General features: G+C 44.4%; 4 protein-coding genes. All 4 read right to left on the bottom strand.

What is annotated here, in order from left to right; all coding sequences use genetic code 11:
- Positions 1 to 77 precede the first annotated feature (77 nt).
- Positions 78 to 1,052 carry a PorP/SprF family type IX secretion system membrane protein gene (locus tag OC25_RS18835; RefSeq protein ID WP_245222080.1) on the bottom strand — a complete coding sequence of 325 codons (975 nt, stop codon included), beginning with the start codon at positions 1,050 to 1,052 and terminating at the stop codon, positions 78 to 80.
- Positions 1,053 to 1,075: 23 nt separating this feature from the next.
- Positions 1,076 to 22,891, bottom strand: a complete 21,816-nt coding sequence (locus tag OC25_RS27985; protein ID WP_167335410.1) for a Calx-beta domain-containing protein — start codon at positions 22,889 to 22,891, stop codon at positions 1,076 to 1,078.
- Between the two features lie 701 nt (positions 22,892 to 23,592).
- The gene (locus OC25_RS18820) at positions 23,593 to 25,554 is read right to left on the bottom strand and encodes an OmpA family protein (RefSeq protein WP_039479285.1); all 1,962 of its coding nucleotides are present in this window, start codon (positions 25,552 to 25,554) and stop codon (positions 23,593 to 23,595) included.
- A gap of 46 nt (positions 25,555 to 25,600) precedes the next feature.
- Positions 25,601 to 26,575: a PorP/SprF family type IX secretion system membrane protein gene (locus tag OC25_RS18815; protein ID WP_245222078.1), complete on the bottom strand. Its 975-nt coding sequence runs from the start codon at positions 26,573 to 26,575 to the stop codon at positions 25,601 to 25,603.
- Positions 26,576 to 26,615: the final 40 nt, after the last annotated feature.

Genomic DNA, 26,615 nt, shown 5'->3' with positions numbered 1-26,615 from the left:
GATGGGATATTGATTTAGCAGCTATATTTCCGTTTAAAAATAGGCGTACCTATAAAGATCATAACATGGATATGTTTTTAGAATACCCTTGGGCTCATTACTCTGATATTAGGTTTGATGAATGAGTAAGATAAAGAAATTTCGTGCGTACCACTGCTGTAACCCTGCAGCGGGCCGATAGAAAAGTCGTAACCGTAACCGATCCTGATTTTTTCTGATGGAAAAAGCTGTATCGCAGCAACTGCCGAATTACGTGGAGTAAGGTCGCGCTGCAGATAACTTTTATTATAGAGTTTCACTCCTGTACGGTACGAACCACCCACCCAAAGAAAATCTTTGATCATCAAAAAGGCATTTACATCCAAGCTGGTCGGGCCTCCGCGGTCGTCTTTCAACAGAAAGGAAGGTTTGATCTGGAAGTTTTCGGAAAGCGGGAACAAAGCGCCAGCAGTTAAATAATAATGCGGTTTGGGTTGAGGGATAAAGGCATAACGGTCGATATTGATGTAAGTGGCAATGAGGTTATCGACCGAAAAACCGGCATAATATTGATCGTTGGCGAAATATATTCCTGCCCTCGCATCGGGCACAATGGTACTTTGCACGCCTACAGGCTGGTTAGGTTCGGGATTATTGGGATTCAGCATTGAACCATCGATCCCCAGCTGTACCATACCCACGCCTAGGCCCAGTGCCAGGCGTGAGCTGCCATCATCATTCATCCGGATGCGGTAAGCGTAGTTGCCATAAATACTCAGGTTGGTTTGTGCACCTAACTTATCGCTGGCCACCTGAAGTGCCAAACCTACATTACCGCTGTTGGCAATGGCATCGACCGCAAGCGACATGCTCCTGGGTGCACCGGTAATACCCGTCCACTGGCTCCGGTAAAAGCTGTGCACATTCAGCACTTCTTTATAGCCCGCATAGGCCGGATTAATGTAGATACCGTTGATCATGTACTGGCTGTACTGGGCATCCTGCTGCGCAAATACAAGCTGCGAAAGCAAAAGCAACCAACCTCCTATAAGTACTCTTAATTTCTTCATCATCTTGATATCTTAAAGCCCTTATCTTACTTTTTAAATGCCCTGATCAATGTAATGTAGCCTTTGTATACTTCAAACGCATTACTGTTTGCTTTTTTAACGCGAAGTAAGTAATAGTAGGTACCCTCATTCAATCCCTCGCCTGTCCAATTATTCTGGTAGCCTTTGGCGCGGAACACTTCGTTACCCCAACGGTTTACAATGGTAAGTTCGTTAACCTGATACTGGTTAAGCCCAATGATCTCGAAGGTATCGTTATTACCATCGCCATTTGGCGTAAACAGATTAGGAATGGTAAGACCAGCGAAGTTAGCGGTTAAGCTTACGGCAGCTACGTTGGTATAATATCCGTAAGCATCTTTTACGCGGTAGCTAAAGGTGTCATCGCCAGTGTAGCCCGGATCAGGCGTGTAGGTTATGCTACCATCAGCATTTACTGTTACTTTACCATGTTTAGGCTGAAGCATAATTTCTACGGTTAACTGATCGAGGGTAGAATTCCCCGGATCATCGTTAGCCAGTACATTAATGGTTACCGGTTTATTGGCAACTGTTCCGCCTGCATCATCAACGGCCCTTGGCGATTTAGGCACCGTAATCACCGTTGCATCGTTATTGGCGTTAGATGTACCAGAAATATCTGAAACATTTGCACCACCAACCGTTTTGGCATTTACACTTGCCGTGTTGGTTACCGTACCTAAATCCTTATCAGCCTGTGTTAAGGTATAAATTTCAACATCGGTGATAGTTGCATCAGGAGCAAGTCCGCCGCTTACCGCAATTACCTTATTGTTTAAGCCTAGTTTAGCATCGGTTAAAGTAATGGTATTTAAGGTAACTGTACCGGTATTTTTAATGGTAAAGGTATAAGTAACCTTGTTACCACTAAAGGTTGCGGTTTTAACCAATGCGATTGTGCCGGCATTCTGAAGTGCGGTAATGGTTGGTGTATCATTATTTTCGGCTGTACCCGATATGTCACTTACCGGTAGGTTAGCAGGTGTTCTGGCGTTCACATTTGCAGAGTTGGTTACGTTACCTGCATCCTTATCGGCCTGGGTTAACCGATACACAAAGCTATCGGTTACAGTTGCACCCGGAGCCAATGTACCAGGAATCACCCGGTTTAATCCTAATTTGGCATCAGTTAAAGTGATGATATGCAAGGTTACATTTCCGGTGTTTTTTACACTGAAGTTATAGGCAATGCTATTACCATCGCTGCTTAAGGTGCCTGTTTTAACCAAAGTAACGGTTGATGCCGGTGCAATTACCGTTACTGTTGCATCATCAACAGCCGGCGTATTCGGATCATCAGATTTTGGTTTATTTAAAGTACCACCATTTGGCGTCTGTGAACTTGCCGATGCCTGATTAGTAAACGAACCAGCATTTACTTCAGTTAAAGTAACTGTATGTTTAGCGGTTACGGTTACGCTCGAGCCTGGTAATAAGGTTGCAATGCTGGCTGGCGTAATCGAACCTGCATCGGCACCCGCATCACTAACCACAACATTGCTTAGGCTTACATTGCCGGTATTGGTTACCACAATGTTGTAATTGATTACATCACCGGCTTTGTTTACGGTATTGGTGGCTACTTTGGTCAAACTCATGGCTGGTGCAGCCACCAGGGTTACGTTTACCGGAATGGTTACGGTAGTTGTACCACCTTTACCATCGCTAACGGTTAAAGTAAAGGTATCGGCACCGACATAACCTGCAGCTGGCGTATAAGTGTAGGTACCATCAGGATTAACCACTACTGTACCATGTGCCGGTGCTGTACTTACTGTAAAGGTAAGCGGATCGCCATCTACATCGCTCGTGGTAATGGTGCCGTTAACCGGCGTATTCTGTGGCGTAGTAATGGCAGGCGCTGTAGCAACCGGTGCATCATTAACCGGATTTACCGTTACTGAAATACTTACCTTAGTGGTGCCGCCTTTGCCATCACTTACGCTTACCGTAAAACTATCAGTTCCGTTATAATTTGGATCAGGTGTGTAAGTATAGGTACCATCTGCATTAAGCACTACCTTACCATGTACCGGTGCCGTGCCAACCGCAAAGGTAAGCGGATTGCCATCTGCATCGCCCGCGGTAATTGTGCCATTAACGGCAGTATCTTCATTAGTACTAATGACAGGCGAATTAACCTCTGGCGAGTGGTTATCGCTGATGTTAACCGTAGCAGGTGTTGCATTGGCTATGATTAAGGCATTGTTGGTTGCTGCATTCATCGTTAAGATTACCGTTTCATCCCCTTCGTTAAGGTTATCATCAAGTACAGGAACCGCGACTGTTACAGTAGTTTGTCCTGCAGGAATGGTTGCGGTGTTACCTATTGAGGTATAATCGGTTCCACTGGTTGCAGATCCGGACACGGTATAAGTAATTTTGGTATCTGTAATGGATACATGGCTTAACGTAAAGGTAAACTGGCCAGGTGTCGATGGTTCAGCACCATCGGCTGTTGCCACAACGGTTACAATAGCCTGTGTATTATCCGTAATATCCAGGATAGCCGGCGTATTGCTAATACTTACCAATGGATTTCCGGAAGTGATCAATGTAGCTTCAATGGTTTCTGCACCTTCGACAATGGCATCGGCCAATACCGGAATGGTAATGATTGCGGTAGTTTGACCTGCAGGAATGGTAATCGTTTTGCTTACAAGGGTACTGTAATCACTGCCTTCAGTTGCCGTTCCGGTTAAAGTATAAGTCAGTTGTGTATCTGTAGTAGCCGGCTTGCTTAAGGTTACCGTAAATGTTCCGTTTACCGGCCCATTTTCATTTCCGTTTGTTGCCATAGAAATGGTTGCTTCGGAAGCATCATTATCGGTTATGCTTACCGTTGCAGTACCGTTATGGATAGTTACCAACCCACCGGTTACATTACTGATGATCCCATTGAAAGTTTCGGCAGGTTCGGCAATGTCATCGTCGATAATCGGAACGTTAAAAGTTAAAGTGGCACCTGCTGCAGAGCCTGCCGGGAAGGTTAGTGTTCCGCTGGTAGCCACATAATCTGATCCTGCAATGGCTGTACCATTTGATGTATTGTAATCAAAACTGAAGGCATTTTGTACCGATCCGCTCAGCGTTACAGTAAAAGTGGCTGTTCCCGCAGCTTCATCTACATTGGTTTGGAATACCGAGATACTTGCAGATACAGCATTATTATCTAAAATATTAAGGCTTGCAGGTGCATTATTCACCGTTACCATTGGATTACTGGTGCCCGTTAAAGCAATCACCACAGTTTCAGTCCCTTCTACAACCGCATCAGCTACCACAGGAATATTGATGGTTCCGGTAGTCTGACCAGCAGGTATGGTAATGGTGCGGGTAATGGCATTGTAATCGCTTCCCTCAGTAGCAGTTCCCCCTACCGAGAAAGTAATCTGGGTATCGGTTGATGACGGATTACTTAAGGTTACTTCGAAAATCCCACTCACCGGACCATTTTCATTTCCATTTGTTGCCATCGAAATGCTTGCTTCGGAAGCATCGTTATCTGTAATTGATACCGTTGCCGAAGAAGTTCCCAGTGTAACTATCCCTCCTGTTACATTACTTAATGCAACGCTGAAGGTTTCTGTTGGTTCAACCAGGTTGTCATCGTTAACCGGAATTGTGAAAGTTAAACTTGTGCCAGCCGCAGCATTTGCAGGGAAAGTTAAGGTTCTGTTGGTTGCGGTAAAATCAGTACCCGAGGCTGCAGTACCATTTGCGGTAGCATAATCTACAGTAAAGCTGTTTTGTACTGCATGATCTAAAGTTACCGTAAAAGTGGCCGTGCCAGCGTTTTCATTAATTACCGGCAAGGTAGATATACTTACTTTGGCTACATTGGCATCGATAACGTTAATGGTAGCTGGTGTATGATCAACTGTTATCTCCGGATTGTTAGCTGCTGTTAAGGCAGCAACAACTGTTTCATTACCTTCTGCCACTTCATCTGCCAAAACCGGAATGGTAATGCTTGCTGTTGTTGTGCCTGCCGGAATTACAATGGTTTTATTTACAGTACTGTAATCGGCTTTTTCTGTTGCAGTACCACTTAGTGCAAAGATTAAAGCAGTTGATGTAGCGGATGGGTTAGTTAAAGTAATATTAAATGTTCCATTGATTAAACCATTTTCATTTGCATTGGTACCTGCAGTAATGCTCACCGCAGCATGATCATTATCAGCGATGTTCACTGTTGCCGGATTGGTACCAATAGCTACATCTGCCCCTGTTACATTACTCAAACCTACAGTAAATGATTCTGAATTTTCGATCAGGTGATCGTCGATAATCGGGATTATTACTTTAAGGGTAGTGCCAGCAGCCGAATTTGCCGGAAAGGTTAATGTTCCGCTGGTTGCAGTATAATCCAATCCGGATAAAGCTGTACCATTTGCTGTTGCATAATCGACAGTAAAGCTATTCTGAACCGCTATATTCAGTACTACCGATAAAGTAACTGTACCTACAGTTTCGCTAACGCTTGCTGCACTGATGGATATGCTTACGTTGGCTGTATTGGCATCTAATAAATTGATGCTGGCCGCAGTGCCGTTAACACTGATGGCCGGATTATCAGAAGTACCTAAGGTAGCAATAATCGTTTCAATGCTCTCGGCCACTGCATCAACAATAACCGGAATGGTAATCGTTCCTGTTGTTTGTCCGGCCGGAATGGTGATCGTTTTGGTTACGATGCTGTTATAATCTGTTCCTTCGGTGGCAGTACCTGCTAAAGTGTAGGTTAGCTGCGTATCGCTTGCCGATGGGTTACTCAGGGTTACCGTGAATGTTCCGTTAACCGGACCGCTTTCGTTACCGTTTACTCCAGGGGTAATACTTGCCACCGCACTATCGTTATCAGCGATACTTACCGTTGCAGCTGAGGTACCGATAGTCACCAGTCCACCAATTACATTACTTAAACTAGCGCTAAAGGTTTCGGTTGGTTCAACAGTATGATCATCAATAACCGGCACGGAGAATGTTAAAGTTGTACCTGCTGATGAATTGGCAGGAAATATTAATGTTCCTGATGTTTCAGTATAATCTACACCTGCGGTAGCCGTGCCGTTTGTGGTATTGTAATCAACACTAAACGAATTTTGCACTGCAGTATTTAAAGTAACGGTAAAGGTTGCCGCTCCGGCTGCTTCGTTTATAACCGGCGGAGCAGTGATACTTACTGATGCAGTATTGTTATCAAAAATATTAATGCTGGCAGACGTATTGTTTATACTCACCAACGGATTGTTTGAAGTCGCAAGAGTTAGTATAACGGTTTCTGTTCCCTCTACAATGGCATCGGTTAACACCGGAATGGCAATGGTTGCAGTGGTTGCACCTGCGGGGATGACCACGGTTTTAACCACCAGCGAATAGTCACTTCCTTCAACAGCTGTTCCACCTGCCGCATAAGTTAGCTGTGTATCGGTAGCGGATGCTTTACTTAAGGTAATGGTAAAGGTTCCATCCACAGGACCATTCTCGTTGCCCGATGCTCCAGGTGTTAAACTGGCAATGGCCGTATCATTATCGGTAATATTAACGATAGCTGGTGTTGTACTTGCTGTAATTGCTGCATTGTTTGTTGCAGCATTCATGGTTAAGATAACGGTTTCCATTCCTTCTACCAGTTCGTCGTTCAATACCGGCACGTTTACTGTTGCTGTGACTTGTCCGGCAGGAATGGTTACCGTTGTAGCCATTGCGGTATAATCTGCTCCACTGGTTGCAGTTCCGCTAACTGCATAGCTAATTTGCGTATCGGTGGTTGATACATTACTCAAGGTGAAGGTAAACTGACCGGAAGTAGCTGGCTCTGCCCCATTCCCTGCTGCAGATACGGTTACTATTGCTTTGGTATCATCAATAATATTAATGCTGGCTGGTGTATTACTTAAACTTACCAAAGGATTGGTCGTACCGGTTAAGGTAACCACAACGGTTTCTGTTCCTTCCACCAGATGATCGGCCAATGTTTGAATACTGATGGTAGCGTTAGACTGTCCGGCTGGAATGGTAATGGTTTTGCTTACCACTGTTGTATAATCACTTCCCTCCGTTGCCGTACCACCGATGGTATAACTAATGGTTGTTGCCTGTGATGAAGGATTGCTTAACGTTAGTACAAAAGTTCCGTTAACAGGACCATTTTCAGCTCCGTTTCTTCCTGCAGCTATGCTTGCTATTGCTGTATCATCGTCGGTAATATCTACTGTAGCTGGTGTTGCAACTGCTGTAATTGCAGCATTATTTGTTGTAGCCTGCATGGTTAAAATAACCGTTTCGGTTCCTTCTGCAATATTGTCATTTATTACCGGCACTATTACTGTTGCGGTGGTTTGGCCGGCAGGAATAATTACCGTTGTACCAATTGCAGTGTAATCGGTTCCGCTTGTTGCCGTTCCACCAACAGCATAAGTAATTTTGGTATCGGTAGTCGACACATCACTTAAGGTAAAGGTAAACAGGCCTGAGGTTGCTGGTTCGGTTCCGTTGTTTGTTGCTGCTACCCTTACTGTTGCTGTACTGTTATCAGCAATAGTAAGGCTGGCCGGAGTACTATTTATACTTACTAATGCATTTGTACTATTGATTAAGGTAGCTATAACAGTTTCCGTTTCTTCTACCACGTTATCAGCCATTACCGGAATATTAATACTGCCTGTAGTTTGTCCGGCAGGAATGGTGATCGTTTTCGTAGCTATAGTGGTGTAATCGCTACCTTCTGTTGCGGTACCTCCTAATGTATAGGTTATGGTAGTTGGCACCGACGACGGATTGCTTAGTGTAACGGTAAAAGTACCTGCTATAGGTCCGTTTTCATTTCCTGGTGTTGCAGCAGTGATTGTGGCTATGGCGGTATCATTATCGGTAATATTTACGGTTGCCGGTATGGTGCTGGCCGTAATAGCAGTGTTATTGGTTGCTGCTACCATCGTTAAAGTTACTGTTTCTGTTTCTTCGGCAATATTATCGTTTAATACAGGTACGGTTACTGTGGCCGTAGTTTGTCCTGCAGGAATGGTTACCGTAGTGCCAATTGTGGTAAAATCTAAACCGCTTACAGCCGTTCCGCTTAAATTATAGGTAATTTGTGTGTCGGTTGTAGCCGGATGATCCATCGTAAATGTGAATAAACCGGGCTTTGTGGGTTCAGCTCCATCGTTGGTTGCCACTACGTTTACTGTAGCTACGGTATTATCGGCAATATTAATCGTGGCCGGTGTATTGCTTACAGTTACCAACTGATTGCCGGAAGCAGTTAAAGTTGCTATGACCGTTTCGGTACCTTCTACCAGATTATCGGATAATACTGGAATAATAATGGTTCCTGTGGTTTCTCCTGCCGGAATGATTATTACTTTGGCTACAGTCGATGTATAATCACTGCCATCAACAGCCGTACCGGCCAAAGTATAGGAAAGCTGCGTATCAATTGATGATGGATGGCTTAAGGTTACCGTAAAGATTCCATTTGCAGGGCCATTTTCGCTTCCTGATGCGCCAGCTGTAATGGTTGCTACCGAAACATCATTATCGATAATGGTGGCTGTTGCAGTGGCATTACTGATTAATACCGCGTCGCCGGTAATATTGCTTAGCGCAGCACTGAAAGTTTCATCCTGCTCGGCAATATTATCGTCGTTAAGCGGAACGGTAAAGCTTAAAACAGTACCGGCTGGAGTATTTGCAGGAAAATTTAACGTTCCGGAGGTTGCGGTATAATCCAATCCGGATGTAGCAGTTCCGCTTGTCGTTGCAAAATCAACACTGAAAGCATTTTGAACAGCATTATTCAGGGTTACAAAGAATGTTGCAGTTCCATCTGCTTCATTTACCGATGATGCGGTAGAGATACTTACACTGCCGCTATTGGCATCCAGGATGTTAAGCCTGGCCGGTGTGGTACTGATGCTCACCGATGGATTGCTTGTTGAGGTTAAAGTAGCAATAACCGTTTCGACATTTTCGGTAATATCGTCGGTTAATACCGGAATGGTAATGGTTCCTTTCGTTTGACCTGCCGGAATGGCGATGGTTTTGGTTACGATGGCTGCGTAATCGATATCTTCTGTAGCAGTGCCCCCCAACGTATAGGTAAGCTGGGTATCTGTTGATGAAGGTTTACTCAAAGTAACCGTGAATGTTCCGTTTACCGGTCCGGTTTCATCACCATTTATACCCAAGCTTATAGTAGCCTCCGAAATATCATTATCGGTAATGGTTACCGTTGCCGAACTATCTGCAATGGTTACCAGTCCACCGGTTACATTAGCAATGGTACCATTAAAGGTTTCATCTGGCTCAACCAGGTTATCGTCGTTTATCGGAACCGAGAAGGTTAATGTTGTACCCGCAGCAGATCCGGCCGGGAAAGTCAATGTTCCGCTGGTAGCGGCATAATCCAAACCTGCAAGTGCCGTTCCATTTGCGGTTGTATAATCAACAGTAAAAGCATTTTGTATGGCATCGCTTAAGATTACGGTAAAAGTTGCTGTTCCGTCGGTCTCGTTTATACTGACCGGTGAAGCCGAAATGCTTACTGTTGCTGTATTATTATCAAGAATATTGATAGTAGCGGAAGTATTATTGATGTCTACCAATTGGTTATCTGATGTAGCCAGACTCGCAATTACGGTTTCTGTACCTTCAACCACAGCATCGGTTAATACAGGAATGGTAATGGTTCCACTGGTTTGACCGGCAGGAATAGTAATGGTTTTGGTTACGATAGTGGCGTAGTCACTTCCTTCAGTTGCCGAACCGCTTATGGTGTAAGTAATGGTGGTAGCTTGCGAAGACGGATTACTTAAAGCTACGGTAAAGCTACCATTTACCTGCCCATTTTCGTTGCCTGTGGTACCAGCTGTAATGGTGGCTACAGCGGTATCGTTATCGGTAATATTAACCGTTGCCGGTGTTGTACCGGCAGTAACCGCTGAATTACTTGTAGCAGCAGTCAGGGTTAAAATTACGGTTTCATTGCCTTCAGCTATATGATCATCCAGTACCGGTACAGTAACGGTTGCTGTTGTTTGTCCGGCTGGTATGATTACTGTTGTGCCAATGCTGGTGTAATCTGCTCCACTGGTTGCCGTTCCGGTAACTGAATAAGTAAGCTGAATATCTGTTGTAGCTACGTTGCTCAAGGTAAAAGTAAAGGTACCCGGAGTAACTGCCTCGGCCCCATTAGCTGTTGCAGCTACGGTTACTGTGGCGGTGGTATTATCGTCAATATTGAGGCTTGCCGGTGTGTTGCTTACCGTTATAGCAGGGTTGTTGGTACCCGTTAATGTGGCCATTACAGTTTCGGTACCTTCAACAATTGCATCGGTTAACACCGGAATAGTAATGGTTGCTGTAGTTTGACCCGCTGGTATGGTAATGGTTTTAGTTACGATTGTAGCGTAATCGCTTCCTTCAGTAGCCGTACCGCCTAAGGTAAAGCTCAGCTGCGTATCCGTTGCCGATGGATGGCTTAAGGTAACCGTGTATGTGCCGCTCACCGGACCATTTTCATTACCTGGTGTACCCGGAGTAATGGTGACGATCGCTGTATCATTATCGGTAATGGTTGCGGTTGCCGTGCTGGTTGCAATGGTTACCAAACCACCCGTTACATTGCTGATGGTGGCGATAAAAGTTTCGGCCGGTTCAACAAGATTATCGTTGATAACCGGAACGGTAAAGGTTAAAGCAGCCCCGGCTAAAGATCCCGCAGGAAAGTTTAATGTTCCATTGGTAACAGTATAATCGTTACCGGAGGTAGCCGTTCCATTGGCCGTTGCATAATCGACACTAAAGCCTGCCTGCACCGCATTGTTTAAGGTTACGGTAAAAGTTGCAGTACCTGCCGCTTCATCAACACTGGTTGGTGTGGCAGAAATACTCACTGCTGACGCATCATTATCATTAATGGTTCCTATTGCTTCGGTCTGGGTGATGGTAAGCGGAGCATCAGCATCACTTAATGTCACGCTGAAACTTTCGGCATTTTCGGTAACGTTATCGTCTGTGATCGGGATCAGAATCGTTTGTGTTGCGCCAGATACCGATCCGGCAGGGAAAGTAACCACACCCGTTTTCGCGGTATAATCGGTACCGGAAATAGCTGTAATATCTGCCGTATTGTAATTAATCGAAACAGCATCCTGAACATTACCGGTTAAGGTAACGGTGAAAACCATATTGCCGGCACTTTCGGTAGCAGAAGTATTGGCAATCGCCACGCTGGCCGCATCATCATCGGTTATGGTTGCGGTTCCGGTTGCACCGGCAGCAGGAATGGTTACAGTTGATCCTCCGCTTATGCTGTTCAACGTTAGCGTAAATGTTTCGGCAAGCTCGGCAATATTATCGTTAATTAACGGGATGTTGATGGTTTGCGTTGCACCACTAAGCGAACCTGCCGGGAATGTTACGCTACCAGTTGTGGTGGTGTAATCGGTACCGGCCAATGCCGATCCGTTTGCAGTAGCGTAATTTATGTTAAATGAATTTTGAACATTACCGGTTAAAGTTACTGTGAAAGTAGCATTGGTACCATTCTCCGTTACCGAAACGTTGCCTACCGCTACTGTTGCACTATCATTATCGCTGATATTTACTGTTGTAGCAGTGGTACTTGCCGTAATGGCGGGATTGCTGGTGGCAGCTACCATGGTTAGAATAACAGTTTCAGCTGGCTCGACAAAAGTATCATCGAGTACAAACACTGGTAGTGTTATACTGGTTTGTCCGGCAGGAATAGTCACCGTGGTACCCAACGCACTGTAATCCGTTCCGCTGGTTGCTGTTCCGGTTAGGGCGTAAGTAATCTGCGTATCGGTTGTAGCTACGTTACTCAAAGTAAAGGTAAATAAGCCTTGCGTACCTGGTTCAGCCCCATCATTTGTAGCCGTAACGGTTATGCTTGCAGTGGTATTATCGATTATAGTAATGGTTGCTGTTTCATCGGCCGGACTTGGTGCAACTGTTACCAGTGCACTGTTTGTGGCCACAATTGTAGCCACTACAGTTTCCGGTCCTTCAACTATTGCATCGGGTTTAACCGGAATGGTAATGCCTGCAGTGGTTTCTCCTGCCGGAATGGTAATGGTTTGAACTGCAATATTATCATAATCGGCACCTTCTGTTGCTGTTCCGCTTAAGGTGTAGGTAATTTGTGTATCTGTTGATGATGGATTACTTAATTTAACGGTAAACGTTCCGTTTACAGGTCCGCTTTCATTTCCGTTAGTACCTGCAATAACCGATACAGTTGCTGCGTCGTTATCGGTAATGGTTGCGGTTGCAGTCGCATTACTGATCACCACTACCCCGCCAGTAATGTCGCTTAATGTAGCTGTAAAATTTTCCGAAATCTCGGCAATGTTATCGTTATTGATCGGCACGGTAAAACTTAATATGGTTCCTGCAGCCGCATTGGCCGGGAAGTTTAATGTTCCGCTGGTTGCAGTATAATCAAGGCCTGCATTTGCAGTTCCATCAGCCGTGCTGTAATTTACGCTAAATTCATTTTGAACCGCATTATTTAAAGTTACGGTAAAGGTTGCTGTACCAGCCGATTCGTTAATGGCGGGTGTTGTGGCAATACTTATACTGGAGGTATTAGCATCAATAATATTGATGCTTGCCGGAGCCGTATTCACCGTTGCTGCACTGTTTGAGGTAAGCAAAGTTGCAATTACAGTTTCGGTACTTTCTGTAAGTGCATCGGACTTAACATTAATGGTAATAGTACCCGAAGTTTCTCCTGCAGGAATGGTAATGGTTTTAGTGGCAATTGTACTATAATCACTTCCCTCAGTTGCCGTACCACTTAAGGTATAGGTAATTTGGGTATCGGTTGACACAGGATTGCTTAAATTAACGGTAAAGGTTCCATTTATCGGCCCGGTTTCGTTACCATTAATACCAGCTGCAATGCTGGCGACAGCAGCATCATTATCTGCAATGGTAACCGTTGCACTTGCCGTTGCAATGGTTACCAGGCCACCGGTAATGCCGGTTAAAGTTCCGTTAAAGGTTTCGGATGGTTCAACAAGGTTATCGTTATTTATAGGCACATTAAAGGTTAAGGTAGTACCTGCAGCGGCATTGGCAGGAAAGTTTAACGTTCCGCTGGTAGCGGTAAAATCGAGGCTTGCCGTTGCTGTTCCGCTTGTGGTAGCATAGGTAACATCGAATGCATTTTGAACTGCATTGTTCAATGTTACTGCAAAAGTAGCTATTCCATCATCCTCATTTACACTGGTTGGTGTAGCCGAAATACTCACTGTAGCCGTATTATTATCTAGAATATTTATGCTGGCCGTTTTATCGGCAGGTACTGTAGTGATGCTAACCAAAGCACTATTGGTAGAGAGCAGGTTCATAACCACAGTTTCTGTTCCTTCAACCAGGGCATCAACATTAACTGGAATGGTAACGTTTGCTGAGGTTTGACCGGCCGGAATGGTAATGGTCTTTGTTGTAATGGCACTGTAATCGGCACCCTCTGTGGCGGTACCACTTAATGAATAGGTAACCTGAGTATCGGTAGCTGAGGGATTACTTAAATTAACCGTAAAGGTTCCATTTACCGGTCCATTTTCGTTGCCGTTATTTCCTGCTGTAATACTTGCAACCGAAACATCGTTATCGGTAATCGTTGCAGTAGCGGTATTGGCAGCAATGGTAACCAAACCACCGGTCGGATTACTTAATGCAACTGTAAAACTTTCAGTTGGTTCTACTATATTATCATTAACAATTGAAACGGTGAAAGTCTGGATAGAACCTGCTGCCGATCCGGCGGGAAAGGTTAAGGTACCGTTTTTGGCTATATAATCCAGCCCGGCTGTTGCTGTACCATTAGCAGTGGCATAATCTACCGTAAAGGCATTTTGAATAGCATTGCTTAAAGTAACCGTAAAAGTGGCTGTTCCCGCAGCTTCATCGTAACTACCTGGTGTGGCCGTAATACTTAAGGTTGCAGGATCGTTATCGGTAATGGTAGCGGTACCTGTTCCCGTAGCAATGGTGGCCAGTCCGGTTATCCCCGAAAGCGTGGCCGTAAATGTTTCGCTGGTTTCGGTTACATTATCATTAATAACCGGTACTGTAAAGGTTTGTGTTGCACCGCTCAGCGATCCCGCCGGAAATGTAACGGTTCCTGAAGTAGCGGTATAATCGCCGGGCTGAACTGCTGTGCCATTGGCTGTAGTATAGTTAACCGTAAAACTGTTTTGTACATTTCCATTTAGGGTTACCGTAAAAGTAGCCAAACCACCTGCTACGTTTTCGGCAACAGTAATATTGCCTATAGCAACCGAGGCATTATCGTTATCTGTAATGGCAGTAACAATACTTGCATTTGCTAAAGATGCAGGACCGGTAATGTTCCCAATAGAAACCGTGTAATCTTCCGTATTTTCGAGCAGATTATCATCCACAATGGTAACCGGAAAAGTAATGGTGCCACTTGGTGCACCAACTACCGATCCTGCCGGAAATGTAAGGGTAGTTGCTGTAAAACTATAATCAGCAGAATTGGTCGTGTTGGGTACAAGGCCTGTTGTTACCGTTACCGGCGCCCCCAGCGTTGTTCCGGGAGTACCACTGAGCGTAACGGTATAATTTACCGTTCCTGCACTTTCATTTACCACTGCCGGCCCCGAAAGCACCACAGTTGGATAGATGGTTAAATTAACGGTAACAGGATCGCTCACAACCCCATCAGCAGTAGTTAAGGTGTAGGTGTAACTATCTGTACCCGTATAATCAGCATTTGGTGTGTAGGTCACTTTTCCTGTAGCATCTACAGCGGTTGTACCATGTGCAGCCGTTCCGGCCAACACCGTTGTATTGGCCGCTGATGCCCCGTCGTTGGCCCTAACATCGGTGGTTACAGGGGTGTTGATGAAGGTATTCACATTATCAGGAAGTCCGGTGGGTTTAACCGTAATCACAAAAGTTTGTGCTGCGCTTTGGGCTATGCCTCCATTTGCAGTACCTCCATTGTCCTGTAACACCACAGTTATGGTAACCTTTCCGGCAAAGTTGGCAACTGGTGTATAATTTAAATCACCAGTAGCACTGATGGCAGGCTGTACGGTAAAGGAGGTATTGCTATTGTTTGTAACTACAAAATTTACACGCTGTGCAGCCATTTCGTCTGCGGGGCCGGCCGCGATAGCCGTAGCCCAGTTGTTAATTGTTTGCGCTCCGGCCCCGGCATTGATAACCTGGTCTGCTCCCTTTGTAAAAGAAGGAGCATCATTTACCGGAATGATGGTGATATTAACATTTTTACCGGAAATGGCATAATCTGTTCCATCATACCCATTCCAGTTAAAGCTTGATGAACCATTAAAATCGGCAACAGGTTCAAAAGTAATCATATCCAGATCAGTGCTGTTAATTTCCTGACCGGCAATAATATTGATACCATTTAATTTAAGCAAACCATTGGCCGGTAGGTTCAGGACCTTGATTTTACTTAATGTACTATTTTCTACATCGGTGAAATGGCTGGTAAAATCATCCTGGGTAAAAGTAATCGCCATATCCTCTATTCCGGATTTGGCGATATCGCTAATTACAGGCGGATCGTTAACCGGACTAACCGAAATATTGACTGTAGCCACTGCCGAATATGAAGTACCATCGCTTCCGGCCCAGTTAAAGTTTACATTTCCATTAAAGTTGGCTGCCGGTGCAAAAACCAGGTTCGGAATATCAGAAGCCAGTATTTCCTGACCTGCTGTAATGACCGAGCCATTGAGGAGTAAAGTTCCCTGTGTATTTGAAGGAAGGTTGGATAGCTGGATTTTTGTCAGTGCATCGCCTTCCAAATCGTTGTAATTGTTGCTAAAGTTAGCTAGTGTAAATGGCAGGTTAACATCTTCGGCAGTGGTTAAACTGATGTTATTAACCGTTGGAATATCGTTAACAGCGGCAATAACAATGTTTACATCATTAGGAGTGGCCGCATAAGCCGTGCCATCACTTCCATTCCATTTAAAGGTAACATTACCATTAAAGTTTGGCGCCGGCACAAAAGTAATGTTAGCCAGATTAGCCGTAGTTATTTCCTGACCTGCAACAATATTAACTCCGTTTAATTTCAATACACCTTGTGCGGCAGGTGGCAAGGTTATCACCTGAATTTTGGCCAATGCATCTCCATCAGCATCGGTAAACTGACTGGTGAAATCGCTGGCCGTAAAGGTTAAGGTTACATCTTCGGTGCCTGATTTGGATACGGAAGTAATAACCGGAATATCGTTAACGGCAGCAATATTGATGTTTACGTTGGCTGGTGAAGCTGCATAAGCTGCGCCATCGCTGCCATTGTAGCTAAACGATACATTGCCATTAAAATCAGGTGCAGGCACAAAAACCAGGTTAGCCAGATCAGCCGCGGCAATTTCCTGTCCAACGGTTACATTAACCCCATTTAATTTAAGCAGGCCCTGTGTTGCAGGTGGTAAACTCAACACCTGTATTTTAGCTAAGGTACCATCAACATCGGTAAACTGATTGCTAAAATCTGTTGTGGTGAAAGCAACATTGGTATCTTCGGTGCCATTCTTCGCCACATTGGCTACCACTGGAATATCGTTAACAGCCTGAATATTTAAAGTTACTGTTTTGGTATCGGTGAGTGCTGGTCCGCCGGTATTGCCCTGGTCGTTTATCGCTACTGTTAAAGTAACATTACCATTTGCATTGGCTGCAGGAGCATAGGTTACTTTACTGCCAGCAATAAAGGCATTAATAGCCGCAGTGCTTCCGGTAATGGTTACACTGTTGCTACCAGTACCTGTAATGACGATACCTGCTTCGCTGTTGGCAGTTAAAGTGCCTTGACCAGCCGGCACGCTTAAAGTAAGCACTACATTCAGGTTACCTGCATCTGCATCGGTTACGCTAATACCAGTTAATGCCTGTGGTGTATCCTCTGTTAAGGTAACGGAAGCGGGTACTGTTGCTACCGGAGCAATGTTATAATCTTCGCGCCAATCGCGCTCAGGAGTGCCTGGCGTATCCAGATTAGGAAATGAACCGGGGTTTTGTGCATTGGTTGGATTATTAGCCGCATCATTGTTATCAAAGGCATCATCCAAACCATCCTTATCGGCATCAGTACCCACCGCTATCACATTGGCCACCCCGTTATTATCTGTATCGTAAGCTTCTATTGTATCGCTATCGCCATCATTATCCGAATCTAAATCCAGGTAATCAGGCTTACCATCGCCATCAGTATCAACAGGCACCAAACCGGTTCCATAAGCATTATCTATACCATCCTGATTGGTATCACTGCCCGAAGGAGGGATATAAGCAATAGTAGTTTGTGCTTCGATGTTATCTGGAATGCCATCGCCATCCGAATCGAGATCGAGGAAATTCGGGATCCCATCGCCATCCGGATCACCTAGCCCTTCAACTGCATCTGTGATCCCGTCTCCATCCGAGTCAAGATCGAGATGGTTAAACAACCCATCGCCATCCTGATCCTTAACTACTATTGGCGTGCCCGATGGCAGTGGTAATGAACTGTCAAGATTATTGTAATTATCAACAATATCAGCAATACCATCACTATCAAAATCGTTCTGTACGCCTGAGCCTACTTTCCCATCGCCATCAGGATCTGGCCCACCATTTTCAATCACATCAGCAATACCGTCGTTATCGGAATCGAGATCCAGAAAATCAGGTATGCCATCGCCATCTTTATCGGGTGGTGTATAACCTCCGTTTGCTGCCAGCGGCACCCCATTTGCATCTACCTTTGTACCCACCTGCCCGGTACCCGGCCATCCGTTATTATCAGGATCGGCACCTCCGGCTTCAATCACGTCGGGAATACCATCATCATCCGAATCCAGATCGTGGTAGTTGGGTAAACCATCCCTACCACCATTATCCACCATTCCATCTACCGTATCTAAAATCCCATCATTATCGTCATCCAGATCTATCCCATCAGGCACCCCGTCTTTATCAAAATCAGAGGTTGCCCGCCAATCGCGTTCGCCACTTGTGGTTTGTGTAGCGGGCATATCCGTTGGTTTTTGCCCACCGTTGGTTGCATAACCTATCGGACTGGTGTTGCCATTATCATTATCATAAATATCGGCTAATCCATCTCCATCAGCATCTGGTAATAAATCCATAATGCCGTCTGAACCTGATGCACCAGTCTGGTTATTCTTCACATCTACTTCCAGCGAACTGTTTACCGCATTTTCCAACCAGTCTCTAAATCCATCGTTATCGGCATCAGTATCTACATAATCGGCTGCACTTCCCCCGTCGATATTCGAGTAGCCGGAAACTGCCCCGCCGTTATTTACATCGTATGCATCGTCTATTCCATCTCCGTCGGTATCTACGCCTTTGGGTGCTACATAAGCAGCGGTAGGCAAACCTTCTATGTTGTCGATAATCCCATCATTATCGTTATCAATATCCAGGTAATTGGAAAGGCCATCGAAATCCCTATCCTGGTTAAACAGTGTACTTATTGTTACAAAATCCGGATCGTTTAAATCTGAAAGCCCATCTTTATCTGCATCGACAATCGGACCAGTGCCAATAATACCATCATTTTCGCCATCTATGATGTAGAAAGCTGCTTCATAGGTATCTGGTATCCCATCGGCATCCGAATCAAGATCCAGGTAATTTGGTTTACCATCCCTGTCCTTATCGCCGATCACCAAAGCGGTACCACCTGCAGCAGGATCTACAGCATCATGTAAGCCGTTTCCATTTACATCTACAAAAGCACCGGTACCATACCTGCCATCTTTATCAGGGTCGTTGGCGGCCACACCGTTCGATTCTATGGCATCTACAATACCATCATTATCTGAATCCACATCCAGGTAATTCGGAATACCATCATGGTCAAAATCTGCTGTTCCTTCAACCGTATCTAAAATACCGTCGTTATCATCGTCAAGATCGGTACTGTCTGGTACACCATCCCGGTCAGAGTCTATGGTCAGGTTCACTACATTTGAAATTACACTGGCACAGGCATTATCGCTTTGGTTAATCAGTACCCTGTATTTGTAACCTTCCATAGTGCCATTAACCCCGGTAATGGTTAAGGTATTAGTTGTTGCTCCGCTATATATAGTGTTGTTGGTAATATTGCTAAAACTGGTTCCGTTGTTGGTGCTTAGCTGCCATTGGTATTGGCTGGTACCTGTACCGCCTGAGGTAGCCACATTTAAAGTAACATTGGATAAGGCCCTTACATTCTGATTAACGGGTTGAGTGATGATGGTACTGGCTGTGCCTACCGTAATGATTATTGGACTTGTAGCTGCCGACTGGCATACTGTTCCATTTAATGTTGATACCGTTGTTCTGCGGTATTGGGTGGTTTGGGTTAATATGCCCGGTGCATAAGTTGCTGTGGTTGCGCCGGATATGGTGTTCCAGGTACTTCCGTTGGTAGAGTTTTCCCAGATATAAGTCATTGTACCTGCGCCTGTTCCAGCAGTAGTGGAGGTAATTGGGGCCGGTGTTGTGTTGGTACAGATGGTTTGATTAGCTGCAATAGCTCCGGCAGTTACCGCACTCTGCATGGTCACATCAAAAGTAAATGCATTGCCAGTACAGTTATCCAATACCGGTGTTACCGTGTAGCGAACCGTTGCACCTGCAGCAGAGCTGTTAACCAGGGTTTGACTAATTGGGGCACTAACAGCTGTTGTAACATTGCTAAAGCCGGTTACATTGCTTCCGCTGATCAGACTTGCTATCCAGGTGTATTTTAAATTGGTAATATTAGTAGTTGGTGTTACAGAAAAAGTACCATTATTACACAAAGTAGCAGGATTTGCAGCAGAGGCTGAAATATTTGGACCAACAACTACGGTGATGGTAAAAGCAGTACCGGCACAACCTGCATTGGTTGGGGTAACGGTATAAACTGCCGTAGCTGTAGTAGATCCGGTGTTGGTTAAGGTTTGCGAAACCGAGCTGGCAGCCGAACCTGAAGTTCCGCCTGTAATTGTGCCTCCTGTAATGGTAGGTGCCGACCAGCTGTAGGTAGTACCTGCAGGTGCAGCTACCGGTGCAAAATTGAAAGAACCGGATACACACAGGTTATAGCTTTGGTTAGCAATAGCCGGCCTGGTTGTTACAGTAATGGTTACAGGCGTTGATGATGCTTCGGTACACCCTCCTCCTGTTACAATTGCCCTGAAAGAAGTTGTTACGTTAAGGTTCGTATAATTTAACGTTGTTGAAGTTGTGTTAGGCAGATAGGTACTCCAGGCTGTTCCGTTATCAGTAGAATATTCCCATCTTACCGGCGTAGCTGTAGTACTACCTAATGTTAGCGTTCCGTTACTGCCGCTGCAAACAGGCGAGGCTCCTGTAATGGTTCCGGTAGCAGTAATGGTTATGGTATGGGTCGCCGTTTTAGGCGTACAACCTGCTGCTGTTGCGGTAATAACTGCTGTACCTGAAAACACCGGCGAAAAGGTAACCTCGCCGGTTGTAGCATTAATAACCGCTTGGGAGTTGGTGGTATTGATGCTATAGGTGATGCTCGTAGCATTAGCTGCCGTTGCGCTATAGGTTTGCGTTCCTGCCCCCTGACATCTTGTAGATGTGCTTCCGGCAGCAAATACCGGTGTGCCTACCAGACCATTTACCTGAATGGTTCCCGATGCCGAAACATTAGGACTTCCACCCGTTGTGGTTACGGTGTAAGCCTGAGCTCCATTAGTTGTTGCGCTTGGCGTTCCTGAAATGGTTAGGACTTTAGTACCCGAATTATAGGTAGATGAAACACCTGCAGGCAAACCTGTTACATTAACCCCGGTTGCAGTACCACCGATAGAATAGGTAATATTGGTAATGGCCGAGCCGATGCAAATATTTTGGGCATCGGTAGAAGCTGCCGAAGTTAAAGAAATAGCTGTAATTGGTGTGGTACTGATAGTAACCGCATCATTAGCTGTGTTAGGGTCGGTTTGTGTTCCGGTAATTGTAGCTGTGTTGCTGTAATCGCCAGAGGCATTTACCTTAGCGGTAATTACCAGCGTAGCTGATGCGTTTGGACCTAAAGAACCTACATTCCACACTCCGGTAGTATTGCTGTAGGATGTGCCCGTAGATGCAGTATGACTTACATAAGTATAACCCGATTTTAGTAAATCGGTTACAGATACCCCTAGCGCTGTACCTATACCATTATTACTTGCAGTTAAAGTAAACTTTACTGATCCGTTTACTGCCGGATTTGCATTATCAACGGTTTTGGTAATTGCCCTGTCTACATTACATAAAGCTACAGTTACCGGTAAAGATTGTGCACTTATTCCACAATCTAATTTAGAAGTTATGGTATAAGTTCCAGACTCTGTCGGGGTATAGCTATTTCCTGTTGCCCCTGTAATTGCAATACCATTAAAGTACCATTGAAAAGGTGCTACCCCTGTAGAATCGGCGGTTAATGTTGCACTATTACAGACTGTTTGCGTGAGTATTGGCTTAAGTGCCTGCTCTGGCAAGGGGGTAACGAAGTTAGACATGGAATAGCCGGCACCTGTTTGTACCATTGCAATGTTCATCCTGGTAGCGCTTGTAAGCGTTATCGCTGCAGGTGTACCAATGTTGGTATTGGTAAAATCGATAATATAGTTTCCGGTACTACCCAACTGCCTTCTTACCCCAACCCCTGCAATAGATTCCAAATCGGTATTGTTATAATTGATGGTACCACCCGTGGTAGTTAAAAACACCTTATCGGTTGCGCTTTTGGTGGTAATATAGCTAAAATAGGGTAAATCTCCCTCGCTATTATTTCTGAATTTATATGTTTTGGCTACTATACTCCCTCCGCAGGTAGTTACAGGCGCCAGTGTAAGCATATCTACCTCACAGCTGGTTGCGGTTCCGGAATAACCTACAACATTTTTTGTTGCTACAATTCTTGATGTACTATACTGGCTGCCTGAAACGCCATTAGGAATAGTTACAAAACTCCCTGCGGCAACTAAACTATAGGTGTTTGTTGAAGCCAGTGAACCATTAGCATTATAATTAGTTACCGTTAAAGTAGTGTTAGCCTGTGTAGCTACAATAGTGGTTTGCTCTGCAGTGGAGTTACCAGCACTTCTGATTACTAAATACTCACTTCCTAAAGAAGTAACCGGAGGTACTGGATTGAAAACACCATCACCACAACCCGCAGGGGCATCTAAATTAGAACCCGAATTCATCACTACTGGTGCCGAACTCTCTACTAATCCGCCTATTGCGGTTTGAAAAATATAACTTTGTCCGCTATTTAAAGTGGTTATGGCAGTACCGTTTAGTTTAACGGTAGTATTGTTTTCAATAGCCATGACACTGTATACCACATTGCTTAAGCCATTCCTATAATAACCCACCCTGAAAGAAGTACCTATGCCTGCATCGCCAAAACTGAATAGTGCAGAGTTTCCTTTAATATTGGCATCGGTATAAGCATCAGAAGCCACATTTCGGATATTTACCGCTATTGGATTATTCCCTTCTACAATAATCCCCCGATCGTTTAATATCGTATTTAGCGCATTAGCGGCTATATTGTTCGGGTTCCCAACGAAACGGTAAACCGCCGGTGCAGTTGGTGTTGGTGTAAGCGTAGTAATCAGGGTTCCATCACTTTTTTTTACAGTAACAGATGTTGCAGTGGTATTGGTGGTAACTACCAGCTCATTGGCCTGGCTCCAGTATTGCCAGGGTGCAGGAGCAATATAATGCGTTTTGTAAGTTTGTGCATTTACCAAAATGGTATTTGAAAACATCAATAGCAATAAAAAAAATATAATACGTATCAGCAAATCCGCTTTTTTTTTCGCCAGATGATTATTGATACCTAAACAAAAACAGTAAAAAATGGGTAGATTTTTATTCATATATAATTGTTTAGCGTAGCAAATACCATTTGGTTAGCGCCCGATGGCTTTTTAAACTAATTCGGATGAATGAAATATCTTTTTACCACACCATATTGATGGGTTAAAGCACACCTCGTGACTATCTTCTTCAGGGGCAAGAACAATTAACTTTTAAACCGGTGCATCACGATTGATCCAGCAGGAAAAACCATTTAAAACCTGGGGAGCATTAAAAAACATTTGGCAGCTTTAATGCTATTACTTATACCGTGGACAGACACCATCAATTTGCAGTCAATTTGTAAATCTCCTATACTTGAGTTCAAAATTTCGGGCAAAAAAAAACAAAAAAAAATCCCGGAAGCCTTTGTAAACAAAGACTTGCGGGATAATTACCACAAAGTTAAAACAATAAAAAATAGGATCAAAATTTTAGCCTGCTTGATGCCATTTACTGGTTTAAGACATTTATATAGAAACTAGAGCTGAATGATTACAAAAAGTGGTTAGCAAGATAGATTATGAAACCAGAATAGCGTAAAAAAAAGAAGCCCCCGCTTTTGGCGGAGACTTCTACAAAATTCGAATATATTGTTAATCTTAAAAGCTTATTGCTTTACAATTTTAAACTCGGTTCTTCTGTTTAACTGATGTTCTTCTTCGGTACAGTTTACCCCGTTGGCACATTTATTTAACAGCTGTGTTTCGCCGTATCCTTTTGCGCTTATCCGGTTTTTGCTGATCCCTCTTGAGATGATGTACTGTACAGCCGATTCGGCACGTTTTTGCGATAAATCGAGGTTATATTTGTCTTTACCCCTGCTGTCGGTATGCGAGCCTAATTCGATCCAGATGGTTGGGTTATCAGTCATGATTTTCACCAGCTTATCCAGCTCTACTGCAGCATCGGCACGGATGTTCCATTTATCAAAATCATAGTAAATGTTTTCGATGCGGATGGCTTTGTCAATTACCACAGTTTCTAAATGCAAATCTTCTTTTAGCACGGCCGAAGTGGTTAAGCCAATGGTAGCTAAGTTTTCTACATCTGCCCGGTAACCGGTTTTTTCGGCCGACACATTGTATTCTGATTCTTTGGCGAGATCAAAACGGTAGGTTCCGTTTTCATCAGATTCTGTTTTTAAAATACCACCATTTACTTTGGCTAAAGTAACCAAAGCACCGGCAATTGGCTGGCCACTTTCTTTATCTAAAACCCGACCTTCGAGTTTGAAAGCCAAAATCATTTTCTGGTCGATGGTGTAAATATCATCACTACCTAAACCACCTTCGCGGTTAGATGAAAGGTAAACAATACCACCCTTTTCGTTTAAACTGAATCCAAAATCATCCTGAGGGGAGTTGAAAGGATAACCCAGGTTTTCTACTTTCCCAATACCAGAACTGGTTCTTAAAGCCTGGTACACGTCAAGTCCACCCATGCCGGTACGGCCATCGCTGGAGAAATAAAAATTATCTTTTTCGTCGAAAACCGGACTGCGTTCATTGCCTTCGGTATTAATTTCTTTCAGGTTAACCGGTTTTCCCCATGCGCCGGCGTCGGTTTTTAAGCAAACATAAATATCGGTTCCGCCCACACCACCTGGCATATTGGAAGCAAAATAAAGGCTGTTTCCATCAGTGGTAATAAAAGGATCGCCTACCGAATACTGGTTTACGTTATTATAGGCAAAAGAAACCGGTTCGCCCCAGGTGCCATCGGCAGCTTTGGTGCTGCTAAAAATCTCGACGTTAACCGTTGTGGGTTGTTTTTTCAGGCGCTCAAGCTCATTGGTAATGCGGGTTAGGGTAAAATACATGGTTTTACCATCGGCCGTAAAACTTGCTGAGCCTACGTGGTAGCGTGTTCCGGCTTTAATGGGGAACAACTGCAAACTATCGGCCGGCGAGGTTTTGATATACAGTTTTAAATATCCGTTGCCTGTCCAGCCATAAATCTTTTTATCTGGTTCTTTGCTTCCATCGAACCTTAAAAAAGGTTTACCTTCCTGTGTTTCAAAGCGGGCATCAGATCTATCGGAAGTAAATACCACACCACCCTGGTAGTTAACGGCACCCCAATCTGATTGCGCACTGTTGAGGGCTTTCTGATTAATTAGTTCAACCTTCTTAGGATTTTTGATCCATTTTAAAGCCGAATCGCAGGAAGAAATCCAAACGGCCTGCTGCTTTTCGGATACATCTTTCTTTTTTTCGATATAATTCAGGTATTGCACCTTGGCTTCGCTGTATTTGGAGTTTTGCTGTAAAGCTTTGGCGTAGCCCAGGATATTTTCTGCTTTGCTGCCAGGCATTTTAGCGGCAATGGCATACCAGCTTTCGGCCTGTTTATAATTAAACACAAGCGCATAGGCACTGGCCAAACGTTCTGCCGTGTGCAGGGTAGGTTTCTTTTTATAGGCCTGTTCGTATAAATCTATTGCTTTGCTGTAATTGAATAGTTCGTACTGTTTATCAGCATCTTTTAAAACATACTGTGCATTTGCTGAAAAGTTGAGGGCAAATAAACAATATGCAGAAAAACAGGTTCCTATTAAAATTTTCTTCATTATAATGTTTAGCTAATTTGATCAAAAATATTAAAATATTGTTTATTTAAAACACCCTCGGAGTAGACACCCTGATGTTCTGTCTGATAAATGAGTAGGCGATTGAAATCTCGTGCGTACCGCTGCTATAGCCCTGTAGCGGCCCAATGGAGAAATCGTAGCCATAACCAATCCTTATTTTCTCGGAAGGGAAAATCTGGATCGCAGCAACTGCCGAGTTGCGTGGCGTTAAATCTTTTTGCAAGTAGCTTTTATCATACAATTTTACCCCCGTACGATAAGATCCGCCGATCCAGATAAAATCTTTGATCATTAAAAAGGCATTTACATCCAGACTGGTCGGACCACCGCGATCGTCTTTCAGCAGGAAGGAAGGTTTAAGCTGAAAGTTTTCGGAAAGCGGAAACAAAGCGCCTGCAGTTAAATAGTAGTGCGGCTTGGGTTGCGGAATAAAGGCATAACGGTCGATATTGATATAAGTAGCAATGAGATTATCGACCGAGAAACCCGCATAGTATTTATCGTTGGCAAAATACACACCTGCCCTGGCATCGGGTACAATGGTACTCTGCACGCCTACCGGTTGATTGGGCTCTGGATTATTGGGGTTAAGCATCGAACCATCGATCCCCAGCTGTACCATCCCCACCCCCAAGCCCAGTGCCAGGCGTGAGCTGCCATCATCGTTCATCCTGATGCGGTAAGCGTAGTTGCCATAAATACTCAGGTTGGTTTGTGCGCCTAACTTATCGCTGGCCACCTGAAGTGCCAAACCTACATTACCGCTGTTGGCAATGGCATCGACCGCGAGCGACATACTTCTTGGTGCACCGGTAATACCCGTCCACTGGCTCCGGTAAAAGCTGTGCACATTCAGCACCTCTTTATAGCCCGCATAGGCCGGATTGATATAGATGCCGTTGAACATGTACTGGCTATACTGGGCATCCTGCTGCGCAAATACGCCCTGCGAAAGCAATATGAACGAACCTGCTATGAATCCTATTAATTTCTTCATCATCTTAATATCTTAAAGCCGGGACTGATTTAAAAACCATTCC

This window comes from Pedobacter kyungheensis (assembly GCF_000812965.1).
GTDB classification, from domain to species: Bacteria; Bacteroidota; Bacteroidia; order Sphingobacteriales; family Sphingobacteriaceae; genus Pedobacter; species Pedobacter kyungheensis.
This window is presented reverse-complemented; position numbering and strand designations above follow the sequence as displayed.